We start from the raw sequence: 16696 nt of genomic DNA, 5'->3' as shown, positions 1-16696 counted from the left end.
AATTATTGGCTTGCCCATCATCAATGTCAAGACTCGAACAGCCTAATTATTGGAACGTTAAAAGATTCTAATGTACCAAAAATAAAGAGAAGGTTCCCGTTTCCTAAGCGGTGGTGGTATTGTTATAATCGGTTGATTTCCATTGGAGGTGGACCATGGCCAAGACCCGCTCGGAATCAGTTGAATACGTCTTGAAGAAGGTGAAGGATGACAAGGTCAAATTTATCCGGCTGTGGTTCACCGATATTTTAGGCCAGCTTAAGAGTTTTGCCATAACCGTCGAAGAACTTGAGGGCGCCCTAGAAGAGGGGATGGGTTTCGATGGTTCATCCATCGAAGGCTATGCTCGCATCGATGAAAGCGACATGGTCGCTCTACCGGATCCAGATACCTATAAGACTTTGCCGTGGCGCCCGAAGGACGAAGCCGCTGTAGCCAGGATGTTCTGCGACATTAAGAAACCAGGAGGCGAGCAGTTCGAAGGCGATCCGCGCTATGTTTTGAAGCGAATGCTTAAGAAAGCCGCCGATGCCGGATATATCTTCTATGTTGGTCCGGAACTTGAATATTTCTATTTTAAAGACGAAAACAAGGATCAGAAGAGCACAGGATTCCTGGACCAGGGAGGCTATTTCGACCTAACTCCCCTCGATGTAGCCATGGACCTGCGCCGGCAGACTGTTTTGACCTTGGAAAAAATGGGCATTCCCGTGGAATACTCTCACCATGAAGTCGCGCCTTCCCAGCATGAGATTGACATACAGTATACCGACGCACTCACTATGGCTGACAATGTCATGACCTACAAACTCGTTGTAAAAGAGATAGCGCGGCAAAACGGCGTTTACGCATCGTTTATGCCCAAGCCCGTGTTCGGCGTCAACGGTTCGGGGATGCACTGCCACCAGTCACTATTCAAAGGCGACAGTAACTCATTCTTCGACAAGAACGATCCCTACCATCTTTCGGATACTGCACGTCATTTCATCGCGGGTATCCTGAAATACGCGCCTGAATTCTGCGCCATTTCAAACCAGTGGGTAAATTCTTACAAACGACTTGTGCCGGGTTATGAAGCCCCAGTTTACCTCTCCTGGGCGCGGCGCAACCGCTCGGATCTGATAAGAGTCCCGGAATACCGGCCTGGCAAGGAAACATCCACCCGCATCGAACTGAGATCGCCTGACCCGGCATGCAACCCTTACCTGACTTTTGCGGTAATGCTGGCGGCGGGGCTCGAGGGCGTTGAAAGGAAATTGGAACCGCCTGCTCCGATTGAAGAGAATGTCTACGAAATGAGCGAGGAAGAACGAGCCCAGAAGGGCATCGTAACTCTGCCGGGCAGCCTCGATGAAGCTATAAAACTATTCGAGAAAAGCGGATTGATGCGCAAAACGCTAGGAGAGCACGTTTTCACTGCATTCATTGAAAATAAGAAAATCGAATGGGACAGGTACCGCGTTCAGGTAACGGATTGGGAACGCGAACGCTACCTACCCATTCTGTAACGTCAGAACATTGTATTAAGGGGGAGCCGGAATGGCTCCCCCTTTTTTAGACCTATCCTTGGTCTTTTTAATGCGTTAGTTAAATCAAACGATATAATTAGAGTCGCGGATGGGTATGGTGTTAAAGACACTGCTATTAGCTACGGTATTTTTTATAACTATTTCAGCCGGCTTTTCGTGTGCCGGTTCATCTCCGACGACTACCTCAACACCGCCCTTGACGGAATTCGTGTTGCGGTACCGGTTGCTCGATGCATACCCAAATTATTTTTGGTGCGATCCGGATTTTTATCCGATCGGAAATCCGGACGGTGAACTGGCAAACGCCTTAGCCCAATTCGACAGCATCAAGAGCAATGACCAGGAATTCACCGCCATAATCAACAGGATCGGCCTTGACCGGAAAACCGACTACACCCAGGAGGAGAAACTACTGGTCTATCGCCAGCATAAGCTCCTAAATAAAGTCACGCTAGAGTTTCAAGCCATTAGCAACGGTTTCACTTTTGTTATCCGAGTGGGTGAGAACCAGGGTCAAAAAATCACCGGAACTATTTCGAATATCGGGAAAATCGACGTCACCAAAACCGAACCAAGTTTCAATACTTGCCCGATATGCCTGTCAAAAGGGACGGCGATTGATACTCCGAACGGACCTGTTCCGGTTAACCAACTTTCAGCCGGCGACGTGATTTGGACCGTGGGTGAGAACGGTGAGAGAATTAGCGCGCCCATCGTCAACACGACGATGACGGCGGAGCCTTCAGTGTTCGAGTTGATGCAAATCGCCCTAGCGGACGGGCGTTCAGTCACCGCTTCCTCAAGGCATCCAACATCGGACGGCAGACTGCTCGGCAATCTCAAGCTGGGCGAATCACTAGATGGATCGGCGATTGTCTCCATCGAAATCGTCAGTTACGAAGGCAGGACGTACGACATCCTGCCTGAAGGACCTTCGGGCACATACTGGGCTAACGGCATCCTGCTGGCAAGCACTATCGTCGATCCCAATTGCGGCTCCTGAAGCAGGGGATTCTTGACAAGCGCAAATCAGGCACATACGATAGCTGTATATGAAACAGCTTCGTATCGCCCTGGCGCAAATCAATTCGACGGTCGGTGACTTCGAGGGTAATGTCCGGCTCATCATCAAAAACATTGACCGGGCCCGGAACGCGGGAACAGATGTGGTCGCTTTTCCAGAAATGGCGATACCAGGATATCCCCCCGAGGACCTGCTGCTTAAATCCAGCTTCATCGATGCCAACCTGAGAGCGCTCGACGAGGTCGTCGCCGCCTCCAAAGGAATAACCGTCGTTGTTGGCTTCGTCGATAAAGAAGAGGAGCTACACAACTCCGCCGCCATCATACACGACGGCGAGCTAGTGTCGGTATACCACAAGATTTACCTGCCCAACTACGGTGTCTTTGATGAAAAGCGATATTTCCATCCCGGTGACTCCTGCCCCGTTTATGAAATCAACGGGGTCAATGTCGGGATAAGCGTTTGCGAAGATATTTGGTACGACACCGGACCGGCCACCGTCCAAGCTAGCGGCGGCGCCGAAGTCATTCTGAACATATCCGCCTCTCCGTATCATCACGGTAAGCATCATTCCAGAGAGAGGATGCTGGGCTCCCGGGCGACGGACAATGTAGCCATTGTCGCTTTCTGCAACCTGGTGGGCGGACAGGATGAACTCGTTTTCGACGGTGGAAGCGTCATATTCGACGAGCAGGGCAACCTTATCTCCAGGGCAAAGCAGTTCGAGGAAGAGCTTCTCATCGCAGACCTCGATGTTGAGGGTGTCTTCCATAGCCGGCTTCAGGACCCGCGCTGGCGCAAAGAAGGCCAGAAACTCGAATGTGACTGCCCGACCGATCGGATCACGGTCAGTGCTTCCAGGCAGGATTCCCTTCGCGCCATGCTACCCAAACAGGTCACGCCTTTGCTCGAATCCGACGCTGAAGTCTATAAAGCGCTGGTTTTAGGGACACGCGATTATATTTTAAAGAACGGATTTGGTGGGGTGATCATCGGCCTCTCTGGAGGGGTGGATTCGTCCCTGGTAGCCACCATCGCGGTTGACGCCCTCGGGCCGGAATCAGTACACGGACTAATCATGCCTTCGCGGTTCTCATCACCGCTGAGCGCGGAGTATGCCAATAAACTAGCAACTAATCTTGGGATTAAGGCCTTCACCGTGCCGATCGAAATGGCCTATTCGGCTTATCTGGACAGTCTTTCAGAGGTTTTATGCAACACAAAACCCGATGTGACGGAGGAAAACCTCCAGGCCCGAATCAGGGGAACATTGCTGATGGCTCTGTCGAACAAATTTGGGTGGATGGTGCTGAATACCGGCAACAAGAGTGAAGTGGCCACCGGCTACACCACGTTGTACGGGGACATGGCCGGGGGATACGCTATTATCAAAGATGTGCCCAAGACCCTGGTAAACAGGCTTTGCCGTTACCGCAACACTCAGGCCGGTTTCGACTTGATACCGGAAGCCGTGATTAATAGAATTCCTTCTGCTGAGCTGCGCCCGGGTCAAAAAGACACCGACACATTGCCGGAATATGACCTGCTCGATCCGATTCTCCTTGCTTATGTCGAAGAGGACAAAGGTGTTGAGCAGATTATCGCTCAGGGTTATGAACCTTCAGTCGTTAAAAAAGTTGTCAGGCTTGTCGACACCAGTGAATATAAGCGACGCCAATCGCCTCCCGGAATAAAAATTACTCCCAAGGCCTTTGGGCGCGATAGGCGTGAACCCATCACAAGCAAATTTCGCGAAGGAGGATAAATATGCCCACCTGGCGTGAACTCATTCATGGAGATCCGTTAACCTGGCTCCTCGAGGTTGATGATATCAATCCTGCTGTCCGTTACCTGGCTCTTCGAGATATCGTTGGCTTGCCGGAAAAGTCTCCCGATTTGGTCGATGCCAAATCTGAGGCATATTCCATCGGTCCGATCCCCAGGATTCTTGCTGCGCAGAATCCGAAAGGATATTGGGTCAAGCCGGGTGGCGGGTATAACCCGAAATACACCGGAACGGTTTGGTCATTGACGTTGCTGGCACAGATGGGCGCCGATAAATCTGAGCCAAGAGTGAAAACTGCGGCTGAGTACGTCCTGAAAAATACGATATCGCCGACCGGATGGTTCAGTTACAATGGAATGCCCTCTGGCTTTATCCATTGCCACGCCGGATATCTCGGGGATGCGATGTTCAGTTTGGGATTCGGGGACGACTCGAGAGTGACAAACGCGGTGGAGATGCAGGCGCGACTGGTAACGGGCCGAGGAATAGCAGCGATGGGCAGCCAAGATCCACTCAGGTATTACCATTACACTGCAGGGCCAAATTTTATCTGTGGAAAACTGCCGTGTGCCTGGGGGGCGGTTAAGGCATTAAAAGCTATATCCAGCGTACCGGAGCCTCAGCGGACCCAAACGATGAGTTCCGCGATTGAAAAAGGTAAAGACCTGTTTTTAAGCACCGACCTCACGAAATGCAGGTTTACCAACCTGGAAAAAGGGAAACCCAGCAGCAACTGGTTCAAGTTTGGGTTTCCGAATTATTACATAGGGGATTTGCTGGAAATCCTGGAAGTCATGGCGCGCCTTGGCGACGGACGCGATTTACGGCTGGAACAAGCGTGGAAGATGGTTTTGGAAAAACAGGACTCACAAGGGCGATGGCCGTTAGAATATAGCTATAATGGCAAGATGTGGGCTGACATCGAGATCAAGGACGAACCTAGCAAATGGGTGACGCTGCGCGCCCTGAGGGCGCTCAAGGCGGCTTTTCCCGGTTAACTGCACTGCCATTTGCGACATTTGGAGCATTCTTCGGGCGGGTGCCAGTCCGATGATATGTTGAGATGGACTCCGAGCTTCAGCAGTAATTCCAGCATCAGGCACACCGGCAGTCCGACGACGTTCAAATGACAACCTTTCAGCTTGGCGACCGGATGGAATTCTTTATCCTGGATGCCGTAAGCGCCGGCTTTATCGAGAGGGCTGCTGCTCTTTACATAATCTTCAATTTCTAGGTCAGTATAGTTTCGCATTGCGACCTGGGTAGTACGGAAATCAACCAGTGTTTCCTTTGTCGCAGCATCGGTGACGACAATGGCAGTGATTACGCGGTGGGTCTTACCCCGTAACCTAGTCAGCATTCCCGTAGCGTCTCTGGGTGAAACAGGTTTGCCCAACATCTCATCGCCGAGAGCCACAATGGTATCGGCGGCAATAATCGTACCGGAGGCGTAACCGGCGGCAACTGCCAAGGCTTTGGCTTTGGCGTGTGCCAACCCCTGTTGTTCTGGCGATAGCCCGGCGGTTGGGGTTTCGGCGAAATTGGAAGCCGAGGTCTCAAATTTAAGACCCATCGCGCTCAGAATCTCCGAACGGCGGGGTGAGACCGAGGCCAGGATCAACTGTTGACGGTCGACAAAGGCTTTTTCTTTTTCAGGGCTGAACCGCAGAACGGCCATCGATTCAACATGGTAAGTTTGCGGAAAGAGGTCTACCGGTGTCACGTCCTCGACCTCGTATGGACCACGGGTCAACACACGAAGGTCCCTTGCCAAAGTCGCCGGATTGCACGACACGTATACCAGTTTTTTTGGCGGATAGAAATTTAGAGTTTTTAAAGCTGACGGATGGCATCCTGTACGTGAAGGATCAACGATGATAGCATTAGCGAGGCGGCCGAGGTGGGGTAAAACGGATTCGGTTCGGGCCTCGATAAGTTCCACGTTGGTAATATCGCGAACGTTGACGCGGGCGTCTTTGATCGCCGCCCCTGATTCCTCGATCGCAATTACTTTCTTGACATAAGGCGCCAACATCACAGAGAAAGTTCCGACTCCAGCGTAGGCGTCGATGATCGTTTCATTTCCGGAAAGGTTCAAGCGTTGCCTGACTAACCCGATGAGGCGTTCTGTTTGCGGGGTGTTGACCTGGAAGAACGAAGGCGATGAGACACGGAATTTTCGGCCGCCTAAATTTTCTTGGTAATACAGTTGTCCGGTGATAACGGTTACGTCGGGATTTTTGAACTGCGGCTGGATGAGATATTCGTCGGTGTTGACGCCGTATCGAATCGAAAATTGGGTAGTTTCTCCACATCGCCCATTAAGAGCTGAAAGAAGGCTGTTTACTCCTTCAGCCATGATAGGGCAGTGATCAATGGGCACAAACTGATGCGTTACCTTGTTGATAAATCCAAAGCTATTCAGGCGTCGGCGCACCGATAGGCGGGCGTGATTGCGGTAACCGAACTCAGAAGGCGAAGGCAGTACTTCTCCCACTAAAGAACCATCTAGGCCTTCGGATTCCATGGCGCGCTTCACGATCTCGCGTTTCAGTTGCAGTTGATAGTTGTATTCAATGTGTTGCCACTGGCAGCCTGAGCATTGACCGAAATATGGACAAACTGCATCTCGCCGGTGAGTAGAGGCCTCGATAACACGATTAACCATAGCGTCGATGCCGTCATCGGTTTGCCGAATGATGTTTGCTTCAACCGTTTCGCCGGGAATGCCGCCGAAGACGCTGATGGTCCGGCCTTCATATTCGCTTGATGTGTCACCGAACTCACCAATGCCATTGAGAGTTAGAGTCATTGTCTTTGAAGGATTCATCATGGAACGTAAACAAATACTATACGTGGCAAAAGCCACGGGATAGCCGCCCATGGTTGAGAAAGCTCACCACAAACGGCATCATTATTCGTCAGCTTCTTCGCCGGGTCCGGCGCGGCCGGCGCGTTTGCGGTCATGGGCTGAGAGAATCTTCTTGCGGAGGCGAATATTTTTTGGCGTTACTTCAACAAGCTCATCGTCTTCGATGAAATCAAGAGACTCTTCAAGGGACATTTTAATCGGTGTGGTAAGTTTGATAGCGATATCGGAGGTAGAAGACCTGATGTTGGTCATCTTCTTTTCCTTGCAGACATTCACCACTAGATCTGAACCACGGGCATGAAGGCCCGCTATCATTCCTTCATAGACATCAGTCATGGGTTCAATAAACAGAAGACCCCGGCCCTGCGCGTTGTTTAGACCATAAGTCACAGCGATACCGGGTTGGGCGGCAATCAGAACACCGGAGCGGGTGGTGCCGATCTCTCCCTGCCAAGGTTCATAACCCAGGAACAGGGTATTCATGACGCCCCGGCCGCGTGTGGTGGTCAGGAAGGAACTGCGGAAACCTATCAAACCACGAGTGGGTATATGGTATTCCATCCGGACGTTACCATTGTCATCGTGGTGCATGTTGGTCATGCGGCCTTTACGCTTGGCTAACATCTCCGTGAGATCCCCGATACAGTCATCGACCGTATCGACTATAAGAGCTTCCATCGGCTCCATGGTTTTGCCGCCGATATTCTTGAAAATAGCTTCAGGTTTTGATAGTTCCAGTTCATAGCCTTCACGCCGCATCGTTTCGATCAAAATCGAGAGGTGCAGTTCACCTCGCCCGGAGACCAGGAAGACATCCGGTGAATCGGTGTCTTCCACACGGAGGCTAATGTTGGTCTCCAGTTCACGATAGAGACGTGCTCTAAGCTGGCGGGAAGTACAATATTTGCCCTCGCGCCCTCCGAATGGTGAAGTGTTGACACCGAAAGTCATTTTGACCGTAGGTTCGCCAATGGTGATACCAGGCAAGGCTTCGGGTTGTTCCGGGCTAGCGATGGTGTCGCCGATATTGACCTCTTCCATACCGGTTACCGCAACGATATCACCGGCCTCGGCTTTGTCCACTTCCTGACGGGCTAAACCCATGTGGGTGAAGACTTCATTCACGTTGTAGCGATGCTGTTCGCCATTTTTATCGATGACAACGACCGGGTCACGCGGGCAGATGCTGCCGCGCCTGATACGGCCGATGGCTATCCTGCCTTTATGGGTCGAGTAATCGAGATTGGAAACCAGGAGCTGAAGGTGGCCTTCTTCGATCTCCGGTGGAGGTACAGTTTTAATGATAGCCTCGAACAAGGGCACCATGTCAGTGCCCACAACATCGGGATCGGTTGTGGCGTAACCGCCACGGGAAGTGGAATAAATCACCGGATAATCGAGTTGGGAATCCTCAGTAGCCAGTTCCAGGAAAAGGTCCTGAGTCATTGAGAGGACTTCCTTGATGCGGCGCGTCGGCCGGTCCATCTTGGTTATGACGACGATGGGTTTGAGCTTCTTTTCCATGGCCTGCTTTAGCACGAAACGGGTTTGCGGCATCGGGCCGTCGGTTGAATCGATAAGCAGCAGGCAGCCTTCAGCCATGTTCAAAACACGCTCTACCTCGCCGGAAAAATCGGCATGTCCGGGCGTATCGATAATATTAAGCTTATGGCCGCGGAATTCGACGGCGGTATTCTTGGCTAGAATAGTGATGCCTTTCTCTCGTTCCAGAGCGTTACGGTCGAGAATGCACTCTCCCATTTCCTGATTTTCACGAAAGACGTGGCTCTGTTTGAGCAGAATATCTACGAGGCTGGTCTTACCATGATCAACATGGGCGATGATAGCTACGTTACGGATGTCATCACGATACTGGGGCACAATAATCTCCTTAAGAAAATAACATGGCTGAATAATCGAGGTAATAACAAGATCGACGCCTGAATCAGACGTCTACAGTCGGAAGCGGCGCCGCCGCAGCGATGAAGAACATGAAATGACTGGGAACATTTACTTAAAATTGTACCTTTTCTCAAAGAATTTAACAATGTTTGAGGTGAGGTCAACTATTTAAGGCGCAATATAGTAGCGCCATCACCGCCTTGATCCCTCGGGGCAGAATGGAAAGATGCAACAAGAGGATGCCTGGAAGACAATTCGCGTACGATAGAACGCACGGCTCCTGTACCGAAACCATGGATTATACGCACTTCCGGCAAATTAGCGGTAGCGGCGCCATTCAGGTATTCGTCAAGGAGTGGTTCAATGTCATCCGCGCGTTTACCCCGGAGATCAAGCTCCAACCCGATGTTTCTACCCATAAAACGGACACTTACTTTCGGAGCGGCTGCAGCCTTAGTGGTAGCCGCGGTTTTTGACAGACCTTCGCGTCCCAGGATGAAGCGTAGAGGTCCGGAAGAAACCTCAAACTGCCCGGTCTTTGCGTTGATCCCGGTCACTACCGCCTCGATCTCAGCTTCCTTGAGCCATACCCGGTCCCCAACCGAAATCGGTTCATCCTCTTTTGAGACCATAGGTGTCTGACTTTGCCAGATGCCTTTTTTCAAATGGCTGCGTACCAGATCAGAAACCTCCCTGGCATTGGTGATGGCGGCCTGCGATTTTTCGCGGTCAAGGGCGGAACGGGCGAGTTTCAAATCTTTCTGAAGCGCGGCAACTTCTTCAACGATTGAATCACGCGCTTGTTGTAGGATCGCCTGCCTTTGTTCCCTGAGGTTTTTCAGCTCACCCAAAAGTGCTTTGTTTTGCGACTGCAAAGATTCTTTCTGCCGCGATAGTATTTTATCCAGGTCTTCAAGCCGCTTCTTTTCAGCCTGTAGTTCCGTCAGGAGTTCCTCAAGCTGCCGAGCGCCTTCGGCAAGTAGTCCCCTTGCATTATCGATGACGTCAGGGGGCACTCCAAACCTGGCCGCGGTGGCGATGGCATTGGAACCGCCGGGCATACCCAGCGTCAAATGATAAGTGGGAGTCAGCGTCTCGGGGTCGAAATCGAAAGAAGCATTCTGAAGGCCTGGCGTCACATGGGCAAACACTTTCAGATCCGTGTAGTGCGACGTCGCAACCGTCAAAACATTTTTAGCTTTTAAGTGCATGAGTATTGCCCGGGCCAACGCCGAGCCTTCCTGCGGGTCGGTACTTGCGCCTAGCTCGTCGAGAACCACCAGGCTTGCTCGCTGTACATTGATCAGGATCCGAGCGATATTACTCATATGGCCGGAAAAGGTTGAAAGGGCAGCCTGGACGCTTTGTTCGTCGCCGATATCGGCGAAGACTCCCTGAAAGAGCGGTAATCTGCTTTTTTCAGATGCAGGTATGGGTAACCCGGCCTGGGTCATCAAGCAAAGTAAACCAATCGTTTTCAACGCCACCGTTTTGCCGCCGGTATTAGGGCCGGTGATTACCAGGACTGAGAAATCCCGGCCCAGTTCGATGGATAAAGGCACGGCTGCAGAGCCAAGCAGCGGGTGGCGGGCCTCGTCCAACTTGATTACTGCCGGATCCGACGCGGTTGGTTCGTAAATGGCTGCTTCGTGCGCCTTGTGACGAATCGAGTAATGGCCCTTGGCAAGGGCGAAATCTATTCTAGCGGCAGCTTCCAGACTGGATTCGATCGAACTCGCGACGGATCCAACCAGCTTCGAGAGTTCAGAGAGTATTCGTTCGATTTCCCGGATCTCATCTATTTCCAGTTCTTTGAACTCGTTGCCCAAATCTAATGTGGCGAACGGTTCAACAAAAACCGTCGCCCCCGAATTGGACACATCGTGTACGATGCCCCTGATCTCGCCTTTGTACTCGGCTTTAACGGCGATGGCAAACCTGCCTTCGCGCTCGGTTACGATGGGCTCCTGGATATAACGACGGGTGGCGTCGGAATGGATATAATTTTGAAGCTTCTCGACAACCTCAGACCGTTTGGCCCTGAGACGTTCTCTAATGATGGCCAACTTGGCTGAGGCATCCGGCAGCAGATCACCCTCGGGAGAGATTGCTTTATCGATAGATTTCTCCAAGTGACCATAGACACCAATTTCGCTAGATATGGCATACAATCGTGGGACATCATATGCCGCTTCCGACATTTTTGATTTCAGACGCCGCAGTACCCCAAGTGATCGGCTGATTTCAGCGAGAGTCTTGGGTTCAAGAGTCCGGCCTATGGCGGCTAAGCGGGACTGTTTGGAAACATCAACCAGACCATTGACCGAGAAGCCGGGTTCAAGTTCAAGAATTCGTCGAGCTTCAGCGGATTCTTCAAGCCTGGCTTTGATCTGATCGATGGCTGTTGAAGGTTCCAACGCAAGAGTCAAAGCATGTGACCGAGAAAACGCGCAATATCCGGCGATGATATCCCGTATCTTAGGAAACTCAAGCAGAGATAGGTCTTTTTCAAACACGATTCAATATTGTATCACGAGGGCATATTTACATAAAGATGTCTGTTGAATCTTCAAGTTCTGAAGGGATCGGATAATGAAGGCTAAAGAGGAGATATATAAGAATGGCGACCCCGATGGGATTCGAACCCACGATCTCCACCGTGACAGGGTGGCATGTTAGACCGCTACACCACGGGGCCGCGCGGAGAGAAAGTGTATCAATATCCGGTTATTTGTGTCAACAGTCTTGAGTATTGTTTGGCGATATTCCATATGCTATAATACCCAAGTCTTAAAAAGTACGATTGTTTTTAGGGAGGGTACTTCCATCGCTGTTAAAGAAAAACAAACCAAAGCGGTAACCGAGTTGCTTTCTAGCCGCGTCGAACCAGTCCGCAATTACGAACTAGTCATCATTTTCGGCCCAGAGTTGACCAAAGAAAAGGTCGATGCGGGCATTGAACATGTCACCAAAGCAGTGAACGAACGCGGTGGGAGCATCACCTCCGTTGAACCCTGGGGCAAACGAAAATTAGCCTATCCGATCAAACATCAGGCAGAAGGTATTTATAATCTGATCAAATTCACCTCCGGATCGCAGGTGACCAAAAAGCTGAACGCGGACTTGCGAATCTCTGAAGACGTCTTACGCCATTTGATAGTCAAAGTCGAAGACTAACTCTTCAGTTACACCGTTAGGAGAGTATCGTGGCCAGTTTAAACAAGGTGATGATTATTGGCAATGTCGGCGGAGATCCGGAGATGCGTTTTACGCCTGCGGGTCATCCGGTTACGTCTTTCAGTGTCGCTACCAACAGGACGATAAATACCCAGGGAGCGGAACCTAAAAAAGAAACCGAGTGGTTCAACGTAGTAGCCTGGGAGAAGTTAGCAGAGCAATGCAATCAGTTCCTGGCTAAAGGCCGTCTGGTATACGTTGAGGGTAGGCTCCAAACCAGATCGTGGGACGGTCAAGACGGGCAGAAGCATTATAAAACTGAAGTCATTGCCAACAGGGTGATGCCCCTGGATAAGCGGCAAACGGCAGTCGGTGAAATAGCAACCGGCGCCGAGGCCACCGGTGAAATATCCCCGGATGATATTCCTTTTTAACCCGTAGTACATAACGTCATAATTACAGGAGAAACGAACTTTGGTAACATCACGAGATCAAGGCAACAGACCGCAGGGAAGGCCCGCGGGGAGGTTCGGGGGGCGAGGCCGTTTCCAACAGCGGCGAAAAGTCTGCGCTTTCTGTGCCGATAAAAACATTGTCATTGACTATAAAGATACGGCTAGATTATCCCGTTTCATCTCCGAGCGGGCTAAGATAGATCCGAGGCGAAGGAGCGGGACCTGCGCGAGGCATCAACGGAAGCTCGCGGAAGCCATCAAGCAAGCTCGAATCATTGCTTTGCTGCCTTTTGTTCCAGAGCACATCCGAAAAGGCGGCACATTCTGGACAATGAGCCCCTCCGTTCCAAAAGCCCCTGAAGCTCCGGTCGAGGCGAAGCCCGCGGCCACTGAAATAAAAACTGAATCGCAGACCGCTGCTGTGGCGCCTACCGCTGAAAATACCCCGGCCACTTAATATTTCGAATTACCTTGTGAGGATTTATTGTGCCCAAGAGGACTTATCAACCTAAGAAAATCCCGCGCAAACGCGAACACGGATTCCTAGCCCGCATGTCCACCCGAGGCGGACGAGACGTATTGAAGTCACGCAGGGCTAAAGGCCGCAAACGGTTAATTGTAGTTTAATGCAGTCTTGCCCTCCGGACGCGGTGAACGGAGGCAATATACAGAGAGAGCGGCGACTTCGGCGAAGGGAAGATTTCCAACGGGTGCTTGCCACCGGGCGCAGCCGGGCTGATAATTACCTGGTACTTAAATTATCCGAAGGCACCGGCAAACCCAGCCGCATCGGATTGATAACCAGCAAGAAGGTTGGCGGGGCTGTTGAGAGGAACCGGGTCAGGCGGCGACTCAGGGGCATTTTAGGTCCGCTAGTTCTCAAACCTGGGGCAGATCTGGTTTTCATCGCCCGTTCTTCGGCGGCCCAAGCGCCGTACTCAACCCTGGAAGGCAGCGTAAAAAGTTTGCTTAAACGAGCCGGGCTGGTAGTGGCTGAAAATGAAGAAACTGGCTCTTAATCTAATCAGGTTATACCAAAACACCCTTTCGCGGAGCATACCGCCTTCCTGCCGGTTTCGACCGACGTGCTCGCAGTACACTTTTGAAGCCATCGAAAGGTTCGGTATTATCAGGGGGGTATGGTTGGGGATCAAGAGACTGGCCCGTTGCCACCCTCTAAACAAAGGCGGCTACGATCCCGTCCCCGATCATCTTTAAAGGAGAACGCTTTGAGAAAATTGCGTAACTTATTTATTTTACTGGTCTTGATAACCACATTGGCAACTACGGCCTCCGGTTGTTTCGGTACCGGTAACCGCCCGCTAGGTTGGAGCGGAGTTACTGTTTCAGGCACCAATCTCTATTTCGGCACACATAATGGCACGTTATTTTCCCTCAACAGGGATACCGGCACGGTGCAATGGCAACTCAGTCTCTCGGGCGCACAAGGCGTGTACGGAGCTCCGCTGGTGTCAGGGGATACCATCTATGTCACGACCTATGGCGGACGTGTCTTTGCGGTAAATATCAGCGGGGTATTAAAGTGGACCTCGCCGACAACCCAGGAATCAAAATCGCCGGATGCAATAATCAGCGGCCTGGCTTACAGCGATGGTAAACTCTTTTTCGGCAGCACCGATAACAGCGTTTACGCAGTCAATGCGGAAAACGGGACGCAAGTCTGGAAATTCGCCACCGGTGATAAAATCTGGGCCTCGCCCGTTGTCGATAACGGAATCGTCTATATCGGATCTTTTGACAATTCATTTTACGCGCTGTCCGCTGAAGATGGCCATCAGATTTGGAAATTTGAGGCAGCTGGAGTTTTCAACGCTTCAGCGGTGATTGACGGCAACTCAGTGATCGTTGGATCGCTGGATCGCAACATTTACGCCCTGGACAAAAACAGCGGACAAGAAGTTTGGCGGTTCGAAGGTCAAAAATGGTTCTGGGCAGACGCGGTCATTGTTGGAAACAACCTTTATGCCCCGAATACCGATGGCAAAGTTTATGTATTGAACAGCGCTACCGGCGCTCAAGTGGCCTCAGTTGATCTTGGCAGTTCGATCGCCTCGTCACCAGCGCTCGCCAGCGATCAGGTGGTGGTTTCCACCGAAACAGGCAAGGTGAGCGCCATTGCCACGGCATCCAACCAGGTAAAGCAGATCAGCGATCTCCAAACTACGATCCGCGCCCCGATCACCTCGGCCGGAGAGATCGTGTATCTTCACAGTCAAACCAACGAGACAATCTACGCGCTCAATGCGGTCGCCGGGACTGCGCTCTGGCAATATCGCGTTCAATAAAGGGGAAATTGCGTGAGTATCGGTGATATCTGGAATGTAATCATCCTGGACCCGCTGATCAACAGCATGGTCTGGCTGTCAAGCATCCTGTTCCACAATTTTGGCTTGACCGTTATCGTCCTTACCGCCGTAATCTTCGGTTTGATGTATCCCCTGACCATCAAGCAGATGAAAGCCGCCAAGGCGATGCAGGTACTGCAGCCCAAGCTGCAAGCCCTGCAGAAAAAATATGCAAAGGACCGGCAGCGTCTTGCTCAGGAGCAGATGGCGCTGATGCGGGAATCCGGGGCCAGCGCCACAGGCTGCCTTGTGCCGACATTGATCCAGTTCCCGATATGGCTGGCTTTGTATCAGGCTATTATCCGTGTATTGGCTGTCACTCCGGAAGATTTTCTAAATCTTTCAGGCCATCTTTATAACTGGCAGGTCGTTTATAATGTCCTGCCGCTGAGCAGTAAATTCCTCTGGATTGACCTAGCCAATCCAGATTACCTTCTCGCACTGCTTGTCGGGGCCGCCATGTTCATTCAACAGAAGATGACGACACCGCCAGCGACAGACCCTAAGGCGGCCGCTCAGAGCCAGTTGATGCTCTTCATGATGCCCGCGATGTTTGTTTTTATCTCAATCACCTTCCCCGCCGGCCTAGCGTTGTACTGGTTGGCGTCAAGCATACTCAGGATTGTGGTGCAATTTGTCGCCACCGGCCCGGGTGAACTTAAGCCGTGGCTCCAAGGTATCGTGGCTAGGTTCGGCCAGAAACCATCGTATCAATCAAGGGTGACCAAAGCTGAAAAATCGCCCGCCCAACCCGCCCCCAAGGTTGTTGTTGAGCAGGCTGAGGAGATAGTCAATGAAGGAAGTAGAAGCAACCGGGCGGACGGTGGAGGAAGCAATCAACCGCGCCCTGGCCAAACTAAAGGTCAGCCGGGACGAGGCGGAGATCGACGTCGTAAGCGAAGGTAGCCAGGGACTGTTCGGCATGGGAACGGGTGAAGCCAAGGTAATCGCCCGCGTTGAAGAACAACCTTTTACTGGCATAGGGACCAGGGCGGCTGATGCCGTAGAAGTTACCACACAGGTTATCCAGGACCTTGTTGATCGCATGGACCTGGATGCCGGGGTTGAATATCTTCCTGACGCCATGGTGACCGAAGACAGCGGCAACGAATCCGGAATGGTATTCGACGTTCTCGGTGATGACCTGGGACTTTTAATCGGACGTCATGGGCAGACGTTAGCCAATTTCCAGTACCTGGTGCGCATACTGGTTGCCCAGAAAGTCGGTGATTTCCTGCCGATCGTCGTTGATGTGAATGGTTACCGGCAGCGCCGCTTCAAAGCACTAGAGGTTTTGGCCCGGCGTACCGCGGAACAGGTCAGGCGCCGCCATATGCCTTTCGCCCTTGATCCGATGCCGGCTTTCGAACGGCGCATCGTCCACCTTGTACTTGCCAATGACCCGGATGTAGCCACCCAAAGTGTGGGTGTCGGGGATGAACGCAAGGTGGTGGTTGTCCCCAAAGACGAATCATTCAAATAATGATCTTGAAAACTCGCGGCCTAAAAAGCCACGAGTTTTTTATTTGGGGTAGTTGCCATAACATTGAAGCCTGTGTTATCCTTCCTTTAACAGCGTTGACGG

At 51.6% G+C, this 16696-nt stretch carries 15 protein-coding genes, 1 tRNA gene, 1 pseudogene and 1 other annotated feature (1 of these 18 cut by a window edge); of the genes and pseudogenes, 13 read left to right on the top strand and 4 right to left on the bottom strand.

Going from position 1 to position 16696, the window contains the following annotated elements; all coding sequences use genetic code 11:
• Positions 1-155: 155 nt before the first annotated feature.
• From HX448_RS05235 to HX448_RS05220, 4 genes are all read left to right on the top strand, one after another.
• The gene (locus tag HX448_RS05235; protein ID WP_102330296.1) at positions 156-1508 is read left to right on the top strand and encodes a glutamine synthetase family protein; all 1353 of its coding nucleotides are present in this window, start codon (positions 156-158) and stop codon (positions 1506-1508) included.
• A gap of 115 nt (positions 1509-1623) precedes the next feature.
• Positions 1624-2532, top strand: a complete 909-nt coding sequence (locus HX448_RS05230) for a Hint domain-containing protein (protein WP_102330297.1) — start codon at positions 1624-1626, stop codon at positions 2530-2532.
• Positions 2533-2581: 49 nt separating this feature from the next.
• Positions 2582-4318 (top strand): NAD+ synthase, encoded by a 1737-nt coding sequence (locus tag HX448_RS05225; protein WP_102330298.1) that lies wholly within the window; start codon positions 2582-2584, stop codon positions 4316-4318.
• A 2-nt stretch (positions 4319-4320) separates the two neighbouring features.
• Positions 4321-5337 (top strand): nitrogen fixation protein NifH, encoded by a 1017-nt coding sequence (locus HX448_RS05220; RefSeq protein ID WP_102330299.1) that lies wholly within the window; start codon positions 4321-4323, stop codon positions 5335-5337.
• Here the strand turns inward: HX448_RS05220 and rlmD are convergent.
• From rlmD to HX448_RS05200, 4 genes are all read right to left on the bottom strand, one after another.
• On the bottom strand, positions 5334-7151 hold the full coding sequence (gene rlmD, locus HX448_RS05215; RefSeq protein ID WP_226846868.1) for a 23S rRNA (uracil(1939)-C(5))-methyltransferase RlmD: 1818 nt from the start codon (positions 7149-7151) through the stop codon (positions 5334-5336). The two genes, HX448_RS05220 and rlmD, sit on opposite strands and share 4 nt — an antisense overlap.
• 102 nt (positions 7152-7253) lie before the next feature.
• Positions 7254-9095: a translational GTPase TypA gene (gene typA / locus HX448_RS05210; protein ID WP_425490964.1), complete on the bottom strand. Its 1842-nt coding sequence runs from the start codon at positions 9093-9095 to the stop codon at positions 7254-7256.
• 182 nt (positions 9096-9277) lie between these two features.
• Positions 9278-11629: an endonuclease MutS2 gene (locus HX448_RS05205; protein ID WP_162485858.1), complete on the bottom strand. Its 2352-nt coding sequence runs from the start codon at positions 11627-11629 to the stop codon at positions 9278-9280.
• Positions 11630-11734: 105 nt separating this feature from the next.
• Positions 11735-11811: transfer RNA gene (locus HX448_RS05200), tRNA-Asp, on the bottom strand.
• Positions 11812-11978: 167 nt separating this feature from the next.
• On the opposite strand from HX448_RS05200, the gene rpsF reads away from it, so the two are divergent.
• The 9 genes and pseudogenes from rpsF to jag all read left to right on the top strand — a co-directional run bounded on the left by rpsF (position 11979) and on the right by jag (position 16594).
• Positions 11979-12290 carry a 30S ribosomal protein S6 gene (rpsF, locus tag HX448_RS05195; protein WP_162485859.1) on the top strand — a complete coding sequence of 104 codons (312 nt, stop codon included), beginning with the start codon at positions 11979-11981 and terminating at the stop codon, positions 12288-12290.
• A gap of 29 nt (positions 12291-12319) precedes the next feature.
• Entirely contained in the window at positions 12320-12724 is a 405-nt protein-coding gene (locus HX448_RS05190) for a single-stranded DNA-binding protein (RefSeq protein ID WP_102330304.1), read from the top strand.
• 40 nt (positions 12725-12764) lie between these two features.
• Positions 12765-13052, top strand: a pseudogene (gene rpsR, locus HX448_RS10460) (30S ribosomal protein S18); the annotation flags it as partial.
• 179 nt (positions 13053-13231) lie between these two features.
• Complete coding sequence (gene rpmH, locus HX448_RS05180; protein ID WP_102330306.1) at positions 13232-13372, top strand: 50S ribosomal protein L34; 141 nt, start codon at positions 13232-13234, stop codon at positions 13370-13372.
• On the top strand, positions 13372-13764 hold the full coding sequence (gene rnpA / locus HX448_RS05175; RefSeq protein ID WP_102330307.1) for a ribonuclease P protein component: 393 nt from the start codon (positions 13372-13374) through the stop codon (positions 13762-13764). Before rpmH ends, rnpA begins: the two co-directional genes overlap by 1 nt.
• Positions 13745-13963 carry a membrane protein insertion efficiency factor YidD gene (gene yidD / locus HX448_RS05170; protein ID WP_102330308.1) on the top strand — a complete coding sequence of 73 codons (219 nt, stop codon included), beginning with the start codon at positions 13745-13747 and terminating at the stop codon, positions 13961-13963. Before rnpA ends, yidD begins: the two co-directional genes overlap by 20 nt.
• Before the next feature lie 11 nt (positions 13964-13974).
• Positions 13975-15051 (top strand): outer membrane protein assembly factor BamB family protein, encoded by a 1077-nt coding sequence (locus HX448_RS05165; protein WP_162485860.1) that lies wholly within the window; start codon positions 13975-13977, stop codon positions 15049-15051.
• Positions 15052-15063: 12 nt separating this feature from the next.
• Positions 15064-16017 carry a YidC/Oxa1 family membrane protein insertase gene (locus tag HX448_RS05160; protein ID WP_102330310.1) on the top strand — a complete coding sequence of 318 codons (954 nt, stop codon included), beginning with the start codon at positions 15064-15066 and terminating at the stop codon, positions 16015-16017.
• Positions 15905-16594: an RNA-binding cell elongation regulator Jag/EloR gene (jag, locus tag HX448_RS05155; RefSeq protein ID WP_102330311.1), complete on the top strand. Its 690-nt coding sequence runs from the start codon at positions 15905-15907 to the stop codon at positions 16592-16594. Before HX448_RS05160 ends, jag begins: the two co-directional genes overlap by 113 nt.
• 86 nt (positions 16595-16680) lie before the next feature.
• Positions 16681-16696: a binding site (T-box leader), on the top strand; it runs 224 nt beyond the window's last position.

It is taken from the genome of Dehalogenimonas etheniformans (assembly GCF_014672715.2).
Classification (GTDB): Bacteria; Chloroflexota; Dehalococcoidia; order Dehalococcoidales; family Dehalococcoidaceae; genus Dehalogenimonas; species Dehalogenimonas etheniformans.
Note: the sequence above shows the minus strand (reverse complement) of the source record. Positions and strands in the feature narration are given on the sequence as shown.

Coding starts and splice junctions, on each gene's coding strand:
- HX448_RS05235 (WP_102330296.1), top strand. CDS start 156: ATGGCCAAGACCCGCTCGGAATCAGTTGAATACGTCTTGAAGAAGGTG.
- HX448_RS05230 (WP_102330297.1), top strand. CDS start 1,624: ATGGTGTTAAAGACACTGCTATTAGCTACGGTATTTTTTATAACTATT.
- HX448_RS05225 (WP_102330298.1), top strand. CDS start 2,582: ATGAAACAGCTTCGTATCGCCCTGGCGCAAATCAATTCGACGGTCGGT.
- HX448_RS05220 (WP_102330299.1), top strand. CDS start 4,321: ATGCCCACCTGGCGTGAACTCATTCATGGAGATCCGTTAACCTGGCTC.
- rlmD (WP_226846868.1), bottom strand. CDS start 7,151: ATGACTCTAACTCTCAATGGCATTGGTGAGTTCGGTGACACATCAAGC.
- rnpA (WP_102330307.1), top strand. CDS start 13,372: ATGCAGTCTTGCCCTCCGGACGCGGTGAACGGAGGCAATATACAGAGA.
- yidD (WP_102330308.1), top strand. CDS start 13,745: ATGAAGAAACTGGCTCTTAATCTAATCAGGTTATACCAAAACACCCTT.
- jag (WP_102330311.1), top strand. CDS start 15,905: ATGAAGGAAGTAGAAGCAACCGGGCGGACGGTGGAGGAAGCAATCAAC.